The organism is uncultured Cardiobacterium sp. (genome assembly GCF_938028825.1).
Taxonomy (GTDB): Bacteria; Pseudomonadota; Gammaproteobacteria; order Cardiobacteriales; family Cardiobacteriaceae; genus Cardiobacterium.
Map to the genome: position 1 here is coordinate 19,511 of NZ_CALIZP010000066.1, position 11,617 is coordinate 31,127.

An 11,617-nucleotide genomic window follows, 5' to 3' on the forward strand; every position below is an offset into this window, starting at 1 on the left:
TGTGTGCCGGTTTCAACCCGCAGGGCTCACTTTGGTTTTGTGTTCCCTGTTTTGGCTGCATACGCCGCCAATCCCGAGCGACTCTTCATCCTCTACACAGATACCCAAGCGGGTCGCAAAGAGTCTTACATGAACATTCAGCCACGTGATTATAACGCCTTTGTCATGTTTTGGGTGTGTCGTCCGCGTCCGCCGTTTTTGCCCTGAACCCGCCGTTTTTGTCATGGGAATCGGTGGCTTGCAGCCCTAATCGCCGGAATGTGCACAGCAGGCCGCGCGCACGCGATAGCGCCCTTGTGTAGCCCTATGAATTGAAACATAATGCCGCGCTTTGCATCGCCAACACAGGAACACCGACATGACCACAAAAACCACAATGACCCTGCAACTCACCCTCGCCTCCGGTATGCTCCTCGCCGCCCTGCCTGCTCTTGCGCAGAACGCGCCCCCACCGCCCCGCGCCGCCCTGCCGGTCAACATTGACCGGGGCAACGACCGCCTCTCCGAGGACAACATCGGCAAAAACGCACAACCGCCGCGACTGCCTGCCGTCAAGCCGGCTGCCCCCACCACCCTGCCGAGCGATGCCCAGGCCGCCAAGGAAGACATCGTTTTCACACCGGAAGAGCTCATCAACAACCCGGAACAACTGGAAAAACTCCTGGTCGAAGCTATCCGCCTCAACGAAGCCGAGGGCCTGAAAGTCCTGCTGCCGCTGTATGCCAAGGTGGATGCCAGCCGCCGCGACGATTCCCTCATCGACTGGGGCAACGCCATTATCGCCATGGACGAAGGCCGCACCGCCGAAGCCGTTACGCTTTACCGCAAGCTCGTCGCCAACCTGCCGGATAACCGGATGCTGCGCTTCCAGACCGCGCTCGCGCTCTATCGCAACAACGAGCTGATCGCCGCCAAGGAACAACTGCAAAAACTGCGCAGCGGCGACGTTTCCGAAGCTGACCGTAAGGTTCTGAACGATTTTATCGCCGCCATTGACCGCCGCGATTCCTGGTCGTTCAGCGGCAGCCTGAGCTATATCCACGACAACAACGTTAACAATGTCGCTCCGAAAGGCACGCGCATCGACCTCGGCAATGGCCGTTACATGGAAAGCAGCCGCGAGCAGGAAAGGGCCAACGGCATCAGCTACAGCCTGGATGCGGACAAAAAATGGTCCATTACCGATAACTACTACACCTCGCTGCACGGCTCGCTCGACGGCACTTACTATTTCAACAAGAAAAGCTACAACGATGTCAGCGCCCGTATCGCCGGTGGCGGCGGTTTCCGTAACTCTACCATTGATCTTGAAATCACCCCGTTCGTGCAAAAACGCTTCTACGGTCGCGGCAGCAACGGCGACGACAAATTGCACGCCTACTCCGACAGCGCCGGCCTGAGCGTCTCCAACACCTACTGGATGACACCGCAGTGGCGCCTGCAAACCAATGCCGAATTCAGCTACGACAAGTACGTCAAACTCTATAACTACCTGGACGGCAAGCGCGTCAGTCTGAGCAATACCCTGATGTATTCCCCCAGCCAGAAACAATACTGGTTCGCCGGACTCGACCTCAGCCACAAAGGCGCGCGCAGCGCCAGCGACGCCTACGACCGCTTCAATACCCGCCTCGGCTGGGGGCAGGAATGGGGCAAAGGCGTCTCCACCCGCCTGATGGGCAGCTACGGCAAACGCTACGCCAAAGGAAAAGATTTCTTCAACATTGACCGTGAAGACAAAGAATACAACGCCAACCTGTCCGTCTGGCACCGTGGCATCCACTTCTTCGGCATTACCCCGCGCCTTGTTTTTTCGTATAGCAAAATCGACAGCAACAACAAGTTCTACAGCTACGACACCAGCAAAGTCTATATGGACTTCACCAAGACCTTCTAGACTTCAGGGACATTCGGTTTGCGCTGCTGTTTGGCAGGACAGAACGGCAGTGCGCCGGAAAGAGCAACGGTGCAGAAGGGGTTTCCCGCCATCAGCATAGCTGCTGCGTCTGAAGCCCACCCTTAAAAACTACGGTGGTGCCTCGAAATGTATGCGCAGCGAACCTGCCAATAGCGCGGTCAGAAAATACGAGGGTGTTTTCATAGCCGGAAGGGACAACCCGATTTGGCCGGATTCCAGGCAGCATACTTTTCAGGCCACCGTTTGCTTTTTGCTCGCGTACGAAGGCCCGTTTATTTATCAAGAACTGGCATGACAAGAACGGCGCCCTGCATCAGGCGGCGGGTGCGCCGCGTCTTCACAGCCGCCTGAGCAGCGCCTCTTCTTCTTCGCTGGGGGCAAATTCCCGCCCCTTGTAAAAATCGCGGATAACCTGAATCACCGCATCGGCATCATCGACCAGCGACACCAGCCGCATATCGTCTTTCGTCACCAGCCCCTGCGCGACCATCGTCGCCTCCATCCAGGCGAGCAGCCCCTGCCAGAAGCCGCTGCCGACGAGAATCACCGGAATCTTGCGCGATTTGCCCGTCTGAATCAGCACCAGGATTTCCGCCAGTTCGTCGAGCGTGCCGAAGCCGCCCGGCATCACCACATAGGCGTTGGCGTAGCGCACGAACATCACCTTGCGCGCGAAGAAGTGGCTGAAGAGCAGCGAGATGTCCTGAAATTCATTGGCCGCCTGCTCATGCGGCAGGACGATGTTCACCCCCACCGACAGCCCTTTTTCGCCCGCGTACGCTCCCTTGTTCGCCGCTTCCATCACGCCGGGGCCGCCGCCGGAGACCACGGAAAAGCCCGCATCCGACAGGCGCTTGGCAATCTCCTGCGTCTGCTGATAGACCGGATGTCCGGGCGGAATGCGCGCCGAACCGAAGATGCTCACCGACGGCGGAATCACCGCCAGCCGCTCAAAGCCTTCGACAAATTCCGACATGATGCGGAATACCCGCCACGCATCCCCGTCCATGCCTTGCCCGTGGGCGTGAATATCCTTCGGCGGACGACGTTTACTCATATAAATAATCCTTCTGCAAATTGACAAAAAAACGGCGCGCCGCACAATAGCGCGCACCGGAGAAAGCGCGCATTGTGCCGCAAAGCCCCATCCATACCAATCCCGCGCATCATCTGAGTGCGTTGGCGTACCGTCTTCCCGGCGAATGCCCGGCATTGGTATTTCATCCAAGGACATCCATGCAACACCCCGACCCGAACCACCTCGTCGTCCTTGTGGACGGCTCGTCCTACCTCTTCCGCGCCTTCCACGGCCTGCCGCCGCTCACCACCCGCGACGGCCACCCCACCGGCGCGCTGCACGGCGTCATCAAAATGCTCGCCAAACTCTACGATGACCACCAGCCCGCCTACATCGGCGTCGTCTTCGATGCCCAGGGCAAAACCTTCCGCCACGACCTCTACCCCGCCTACAAGGCGCACCGCCCGCCGATGCCGGACGACCTGCGCGTACAAATCGAGCCGCTGCACCGCCTCATCGAAGCCCTCGGCTTCCCGCTTATCATCGAAGACGGCGTTGAGGCGGACGACGTAATCGGCACGCTCGCCATGCAGGCGCTCGCCCGGCACTACCAGGTCGTCATATCCAGCGGCGACAAGGACATGGCGCAACTGCTCGTGCACGCCGACATCACCTTGCTCGACACCATGAAAAACGCCGTAACCACCGCCGACGACGTCGCCGCGCGCTTCAAAGTCGATGCGCTGCGTGCCGGGCAGGTAATTGACTACCTCGCCCTCGTCGGCGACAGCGCCGACAACATCCCCGGTGTACCCAAAGTCGGGCCGAAAACCGCCGCCAAATGGCTGGCCGAATACGGCGACATCGACAACCTCATCGACAACGCCGCGAAAATCCCCGGCAAAATCGGCGACAACCTGCGCGCCGGCATCCCCACCCTGCACCTCGCGCGCGAACTCGCCACCATCAACACCGCGCTGCCGCTCGCGACCACCATCGCCGACCTCGCCCTGCAACCGCGCCAGCCGGACAAACTCGCCGCCCTCTGCGACACCTACGAACTCGCCAGCATCAAGGCGCAATACCTCAACAGCGCCGCCCCCACCGCGCCGCCCGCACCCGTCGCCACCCGCTACCGCGCCATCACCACCCTTGCCGAACTCGACGCCCTCCTGCCGCAACTCGCCAATGGCTTCGCGCTCGACACCGAAACCGACAGCCTCGACTATATGCGCGCCCGCCTCGTCGGCATCAGCGTCGCCGTGCAGCCGGGTGAAGCGTACTACCTGCCGCTCGCGCACCAGCTCACGACAAACCTGCCCTGGGACGCCACCCTCACCCGCCTCAAACCCATCCTCGAAAACCCCGCCATCGGCAAAACCGGGCAGCACCTCAAATATGACCGCCACATCCTCGCCCACGTTGGCATCGAATTGCGCGGCGTCACGGACGACACCATGCTGATGAGCTACACCATCAACAGCACCGCCACCCGCCACAACCTCGACGATCTGGCCGACTACTACCTCAACCACAAAACCACCACCTACGAAGACCTCGTCGGCAAAGGCGCGAAACAACTCACCATTGACCAAATCCCGCTCGAAGCCGCCAGCGACTACGCCTGCGAAGACGCCGACATCACCCTGCGCCTCAAACAGCACCTCGCGGGGAAACTCGCCGCCGCGCCGCGCCTCGATGCCCTCTACCGCGAACTCGAACTGCCGCTGGCCGAACTCCTCTATCGCATCGAAGAACGCGGCGTGCGCATCGACCCCGCCGTCCTCGCCGCACACAGCGCCGAAATCGGCGACCGCCTCGCCGCCCTCGAACAAGAAGCGCACGACCTTGCGGGCGAACCCTTCAACCTCGGCTCGCCCAAACAACTGCAACACATCCTTTACGAACAACAAGGCCTGCCCATCATCCGCAAAACCCCGAAAGGACAGCCCGGCACCGACGAAGAAACCCTCAGCGAACTCGCCGAAACCCACGGCGCCGCCCTGCCGCGCCTCATCCTCGCGCACCGCAGCCTCGCCAAACTGAAAAGCACCTACACCGACCGCCTGCCCGGACTGGTGAACCCGCAGACAGGCCGCATCCACACCAGCTACCACCAGGCCGTAACCAGCACCGGCCGCCTCTCATCGAGCGACCCCAACCTGCAAAACATCCCGGCGCGCACCGACGAAGGCCGCCGCATCCGCCAGGCCTTCATCGCCGCCGACGGCATGCAAATACTCGCCGCCGACTACTCGCAAATCGAGCTGCGCATCATGGCGCACCTCTCCGCCGACCCCGGCCTGCTCGCCGCCTTCGCGAGAGGCGACGACATCCACCGTGCCACCGCCGCCGAAATCTTCGGCGTCGCGCCGGAAGCCGTCAACCGCGAACAACGCCGCGACGCCAAAGCCATCAACTTCGGCCTCATCTACGGCATGAGCGCCTTCGGCCTCGCCCGCCAGCTCAACATCCCGCGCGGGCAGGCGGCGGACTACATCGACACCTACTTCGCGCGCTACCCGAAAGTGCGCGACTACATGGAAGCGACGCGCGAAACCGCGCGCAAACAGGGCTACGTCGAAACCATCCTCGGCCGCCGCCTCTACCTGCCGGACATCAACAGCAAAAACCCGCAGCGGCGGCAGGCGAGCGAACGCCTTGCCATCAACGCGCCGATGCAGGGCAGCGCCGCCGACATCATCAAACGCGCCATGCTCGATCTTGACCGTGCCCTCGGCGCGCGCGACGACCTGCACCTGATCATGCAGGTACACGACGAACTCGTCTTTGAAATCGCCCCCGAAAGCGCCGCCGGACTCGTCCCGCAGGTCAAGGCGCTGATGGAAAACGCCGCCCAACTGAGCATCCCGCTCATCGTCGATACCGGCCTCGGCAACAACTGGGACGAAGCGCACTGATATAGTCGTTTCAAACAGGAATGAGACAAGGCGGCGAGCCGAAGACAGTACAGGTAGTACGGCGAGGCTCGCCAACACCGTATTGATGGGGGATGTTATAAATCTAGGGGCGAGAATGTTATAAATGGGAAAAATCGGGAAGCAGCGGGAAAATACGGGAAGAAAAATTGAGACGGCGTTGCAAATATTGAGCGCGTGGTAATGACCCGAAAACGCCCTTGCAAATATCAAACTAGTCTAATCGCGGCCCCTTTGAACGGGGCTTAAATTTTGTCTCACCAACAGCAGGTGAGACGATGGCAACCAACCAATTACGAACGGAACTACTCATCAGCGCCGCCGTCGAAGGTGCTGAACGCATTGAACAGCTCGCGCACGCGATTGAGGACGCGGGCGGTGACGCCTCAAAGCTCAGGGAAGAGGGTGCTCGTCTGGTTGCGGAGCTGGCGCGTCTTGAAAACCAGCAGGCGCTCATCACGCAATTTACCCGCCTGCAAGAAGGTAGCCGCGCCGCTGCCGAGGCATTTGCCGAAGCCGAAGCCAAACTCAACCGTCTTGCCAGTGAAACGCAAGCGGCGCGCGGCGCGGTTCAGTCATTTGCCGACCGTGCCACGCTATTACAGACAGCACTTGCCGACAACCGCGAGCACACCAGCGCTTTGCAGGATGAAATCGCCCGGCTCAAGGAAGAAATCAACGCGTCCGGCGGCGCGACGGATGAACAGCGCACCCGTCTTGAGGACTTGAAAGCGGCGCTTGCCGCCGCCCGCGAGGAGGCAAAAGGTTATCGGCAGGAGCAGGCCGAAGTCGGCAGGGCGCAGCGCGAGGCGCAACGGCAGGTGGATGAACTGACGCGAGCCACCGAAGCGGCACGACGGGAAGCGGCGACCGCCGCCGGTCAGAATGACGAGCTGGCGCAGAACCTGCAACGCGTAAGCGACGCTATGCGCGAGGCGGGGATCTCAACCGGCGATCTGGCCGAACAGCAGCGCAGTATCGGCGAAAGTGCTGAGGCAGCGCGCGCCGAACTCGAAGCCCTGACCAGTGAAGCGCAACGTTTGCAGGAAGTGGCGCAGGCGCGCGTTACCCTGGGGCTTGACGATGACGACCGCATCCGCGAGCAGATTGAGGCCGTCACCCGCGCCTACGAGCTGTTGCGCGACCAGGGCAACCTGACCGAGGAAGAGCTGGCACGTGCGGCAGAACTGCACAGCCAGCGTCTGGCCGAACTGGAAGAGCAGCTTGGCAACCTTGGCGAGGCCGCCGAGAAATCCGGTGACCGTCTTGAGCAAGTCATCAGCGGCCTGGGCGAGCTGGCCGCCGCTGCGGGCAGTCTCACCGCCGTCATCAATGAAGCGGTGCAGTTTGAAGAGGCGATGGCCGGCGTCAAGAAAGTGGTTGACGCTACCCCGGCACAAATGGAGGCCCTGTCCGGCACGGTGAAAGAACTGGCTGTACAAATGGGGCTGGCCAAGGAAGAAGTAGCTGAAATGGCCGCTGCCGGCGGGCAGCTGGGTGTTGCCTTTGATGACCTGCCACAATTTATCGAGCTGGTCGGACAGATGAGCATTGCCTTCGGCATGACTGCTGACGAAGCGGGGAATGCGGCGGCCAAACTGTCCAACGTCTTCCAGATGCCGCTGAATGATGTGCGCCAGTTAGGTGACGCCATCAATACCCTAGGCAACAACACTGCCGCGACCGAAAACGAAATCACCGAGGCGCTGTTGCGCATCGGTGGTAGCGCCAAGCAATTCGGGCTGGCCAGCGAACAGGCTGCCGCCCTGTCTGCTGCCTTTATCTCGCTCGGCAAATCCCCGGAAGTGGCAAGCACGGCTATCAATGCCATGCTCAACCGCCTGCAAACCGGCGGCGAAGGTGTCAAATCCTTTGCCGAAGGGTTGGAAGACCTCGGTCTGTCGAGCAAGACACTGGCCGAGAACATCAAGAACAACCCGAATGCTGCGCTGCGTGATTTCCTTGGACGCTTGCAGGAACTGGACGAGCAGCAGCGCGCTATCACCCTGACCAAGCTGTTTGGCCAGGAATACAGCGACGACATCAGCCTTGCCGTCGGCAGCCTGAAAACCTTTGATGATGCTCTGGCACTCGTTGCCGACAAAAGCCAGACGGCAGGCGCGATGCAGAAAGAGTTTCAGGCGCGCATGGATACTACCGCGCAGAAAATCGAGCAGGCTAAAGCCGCCATAAGCAACCTGACCACTTCCATCGGTCAGCAAATGCTGCCGGTCGTAGCCAACATGGCGCAGACCGTGGGCAATGCCGGGCAGGCGCTCGGCAAATTCGCCGACGCCCATCCGCAACTGACCGCTTTTGTCGCCCTGCTGGTCGCCGCCAAGACGTCCTCCGTCGCCTTTGCAGCGGCGATGACAGCAATGGGGCGTGAAGGCGTGACCGTTACCTCCGCCGTAGCTGCCGGATACCGCCGGACGGCGGCAGCAATGGCGACCGTACGCGCGCAACTGGCGGGGATTACCTCGGCAAGTGCGGCGGCGAGTACAGCCATGCGCGGTTTTGTTGCCTCGACGCGCTGGCTGGTTAGTAACCCCATCGGCATCACCATGATTGCCGCCGCGTCGGCAGTAGCCATATTCAGCGAGCGGGCCGACAGTGCCAACAAATCTGTGGGCGACATGCGTGACAAGGTGGACGGGGCTGATGCCGCGATCAACAAACTGAACGCGCAACTGGCAAAAGGGATGGAACTGGACGCCGCCGGTGTCAGCGATGCCCTGGCGAAGGCCAATGCTGCCGCCGAACAAAGCCGCGACGTCATCCTCAAACTCGAACGCGAGATAAAGCGTTTTGGCACGGCACCGGGAATGTTTGACCGTGCGCTGGACGGGCTGAAAGACATCACCCCGCTATGGGACAGTCATGCCGAAAAGCTGGCTAAGGCACAAAAAGAATACGAACGGATGCGGCATGAAGCCGAGCGTCTCGGCGCCGAGCAGGAAAAACTGGCGGCGCAGGCGGCGGCAAGCAAGGCGATGGACGACATGCTTGCCAAACAGAAGCAGGCGGCCGACGCCGCCAAACACATCAGCAACGAAACCCGTGTCACTCTCGACAATCTCAACAAACTGGCGGGCAGTGCCGCCGCACTGACACAAGGACAAGTAGATGCCGTGCGGCAATCACTACGCACCCTGTCATCCTCTGCCGCCGTAGATGAAGCCGAGAAGGCTATCCGCAAACTGCGCGACGAGAACAAAATCACTTGGCAGGAAGAACGTGATCTGCTGGAAGATCTGCAAAACCGTACCGCATCGCTCGGCGAAATCGGCATTATCACGGCCAGCGGCCTGCAAAAAGCACACAAGCTGACGCGCGACGAAGTGGAAAATCTCGCCAAGGCCTATCAAAAGCTGGGGCAAGATGTGCCACAAGCCTACCGCAGCATGAGCGAAGCGGAAAAAGAGGTCACGGAAGCACTGCAAAGCATCGTTGACAAAGTCAAACCGACTGCCGATGAAATGCAGCAACTCCTGCAAAACGCGCTGAACAAAATAGATACCACCGAGGGCGTGGCCGCTATCAACCGCATCTATCATGAATGGGCGAAAACCGCTGACATCAGCGAGACCGCCGCACAGCAGATGCAGGAAATGATGGTGGGCAGCGTGTCTCGCATTAGCAGCGGCATGGGGGAAGCGCTGAAAACCCTCAACCTTGACCTGCAAGAATTTGCGACCGGCATCAGCGACAAAGCCGGGAAGGCGCTGGAAGCCTTTGCCACGCTGGCCGCCAATGCGGGCGGTAGCACCGAATTACTGGCGCGTGCCTACGCTGCCGCCGGCAAACAGGTCAGCGGCAGCAGCGACGCCCTCGAACAGCTCAATGCCAAGCTGCTGGCTAGCGTCAATGGCGACAAGCAGAAAGCCGAAGCGGTCAAAGAAGCGGCGGAAGCGATGGGCAAGTTAAGCGAAGCAGCCAAGAGTGCCCATGCCGAGACGGAAAAAAGCCTGTCCGCCATCGGTCTGTCATATGAAGACACCGTCCGGGGACTCTCTGCCGGGGTGCATGAGATGACCGAAAACTGGAAAACCGGCATGGCAGGCTTGCGTGAAGAAGGGAAAAGAACCGCCACTGCGGTACGCGATGCTTTTGACACCAATCTTGCCAAGCTGAAAACCACGGATGATTTCAAAGCCTTTAATGATGCCTTGCAACAGACCGGTACGGCTGCCCAGCTCGGAGCGGAAAGGATGCGGGCGTTACGCGCCGGGATGCAAGGCGGGGCGGAAGCCGTCAAGGCTCTTAGTGAAAGCCTCGGCGACAACACCGAAGCCAAGCGGCAGAACAACGAAGAGACTGGGAAAGCAGCCGAAGGCACAAAAGCAGACCGTGACGCCAAAGCCGACGACACCGAAGCTATCAAGGCTAATACAGAAGCGGTCAAAGAAAATGCCAAGGCCAAAGGCGAGGATGTTGACGCTACCGAAAAGAGCACTGCCGCGAACAAGAAAGCGGGTGACAGCAGACTCTACCTCTACGACAAAACCAACCTTACCACTGAGGCTATCAACAATCTGGATGATGCGCTTAACCGCATGAACAGCAACACCATCCTCGGTACGCAGGGCGTGATTGACATGTGGGCGAAGCAGGCAAATGCGGCGGCGCAATATGTGGCGGACGTACAAAAGGCGACCGATGCCGTCGAAATGCTCAACCGTAAAACGTCCGACGGCACCGTATCAATGCAGGACATTGCCGAGGCGACCCATGCCGCATCCAGCCGCATCGCACAACTGGACAGCACCACCCTGAACAATCTGCACAGTGCCATTGATGCCGCGCGGCAAAAACTGGCCGACCTTGCACAACAGGCGCGGGACACCACCGCCAGCCTTGAAGCCGAGCTGGCGCAACTCAGGGGCGACGACAGCAAAACGGCGGCGCTGGAACAGGAGCGCAAACTGCGCGAACTGAACGCCAAGCTGCACGAGGCCGAAGTCCGCCGCAATGACGAGGAAATCGCGCAGTACCGCCGCGCGATTGAACTGCAACGGCAGATTGGTGATGAGAAAGCGCGGCAGGCAGCAGCAAAGAAAGCCGAAGAGCAGCAGCAACGACAACAGCAACAGCAGCAAACAAGCGGCAATAACGGGCGCGGCAACAGCAGCAGCGGTAACTCACGCGGCAACGGACGCGGTTATACCGCCGCCGAAGTGGCCGATGCTTTTGACGCCCGCATTGCCCAATCACGCCGGGAGGGCAGAGATGATTTTGCCCGCGAACTGCACGACGAAATGAAACGGAGGACCTGATGCATTGGACACTCACCCGTAAAGACACATCCGACCACGTCGATCTACCGGAAGACATGTACTGGCAGGACGAGTTTGACTGGCAGGCCCTTGCCCAGGCGACACCGCAATACTCGCTGGGTGGTGCGGTCATCGTGCAGCAGGGCACCATGCTGGCCGGGCGCCCCATTACCCTTAGCGGTGAATGGATTTGGCTACCCCGCGCGATGCTGCTCACGCTGGCGGCTTGGGCAGATGTGCCGGAGCTGGAAATGACCCTCAGCCATCCCGACGGACGCAGCTTTAACACCTGCTTTGCTCGCCCCGCCTTGTCCAATATCACTCCAGCCTATTACCTCGCTCCAGAAGACGGCAGCGCCCAGTACGAAGCCCCTGTCATCCATTTAATGACCATTTGAAACCGAGTCAAAAATGCCACAAAAACACACCGCCCTCACCAAACAAAACCTGCAAATCTACCCGACCG

Annotated in this window: 5 protein-coding genes; 4 read left to right on the plus strand and 1 reads right to left on the minus strand. The window is 60.3% G+C overall.

Going from position 1 to position 11,617, the window contains the following annotated elements; translation table 11 throughout:
* Window positions 1–358: 358 nt before the first annotated feature.
* Window positions 359–1,897 carry a surface lipoprotein assembly modifier gene (locus Q0562_RS10150; protein ID WP_298644048.1) on the plus strand — a complete coding sequence of 513 codons (1,539 nt, stop codon included), beginning with the start codon at window positions 359–361 and terminating at the stop codon, window positions 1,895–1,897.
* Window positions 1,898–2,255: 358 nt separating this feature from the next.
* On the opposite strand, the gene Q0562_RS10155 is transcribed toward Q0562_RS10150, so the two are convergent.
* On the minus strand, window positions 2,256–2,975 hold the full coding sequence (locus Q0562_RS10155) for a TIGR00730 family Rossman fold protein (protein ID WP_298644050.1): 720 nt from the start codon (window positions 2,973–2,975) through the stop codon (window positions 2,256–2,258).
* 179 nt (window positions 2,976–3,154) lie between these two features.
* Here Q0562_RS10155 and polA point away from each other — a divergent pair, with 179 nt between their 5' ends.
* From polA to Q0562_RS10170, 3 genes are all read left to right on the plus strand, one after another.
* Window positions 3,155–5,857 carry a DNA polymerase I gene (gene polA / locus Q0562_RS10160; protein ID WP_298644052.1) on the plus strand — a complete coding sequence of 901 codons (2,703 nt, stop codon included), beginning with the start codon at window positions 3,155–3,157 and terminating at the stop codon, window positions 5,855–5,857.
* Window positions 5,858–6,153: 296 nt separating this feature from the next.
* A complete protein-coding gene (locus Q0562_RS10165) occupies window positions 6,154–11,151 on the plus strand; it encodes a phage tail tape measure protein (RefSeq protein ID WP_298644054.1) in 4,998 nt (1,665 codons plus the stop codon).
* On the plus strand, window positions 11,151–11,549 hold the full coding sequence (locus Q0562_RS10170; RefSeq protein WP_298644056.1) for a hypothetical protein: 399 nt from the start codon (window positions 11,151–11,153) through the stop codon (window positions 11,547–11,549). Before Q0562_RS10165 ends, Q0562_RS10170 begins: the two co-directional genes overlap by 1 nt.
* Window positions 11,550–11,617 lie beyond the last annotated feature (68 nt).

Bases quoted from the DNA above. Each gene is read 5' to 3' on its own strand.
- Q0562_RS10170 (WP_298644056.1), top strand. From the start codon at position 11,151: ATGCATTGGACACTCACCCGTAAAGACACATCCGACCACGTCGATCTA.
- Q0562_RS10155 (WP_298644050.1), bottom strand. From the start codon at position 2,975: ATGAGTAAACGTCGTCCGCCGAAGGATATTCACGCCCACGGGCAAGGC.
- polA (WP_298644052.1), top strand. From the start codon at position 3,155: ATGCAACACCCCGACCCGAACCACCTCGTCGTCCTTGTGGACGGCTCG.
- Q0562_RS10165 (WP_298644054.1), top strand. From the start codon at position 6,154: ATGGCAACCAACCAATTACGAACGGAACTACTCATCAGCGCCGCCGTC.
- Q0562_RS10150 (WP_298644048.1), top strand. From the start codon at position 359: ATGACCACAAAAACCACAATGACCCTGCAACTCACCCTCGCCTCCGGT.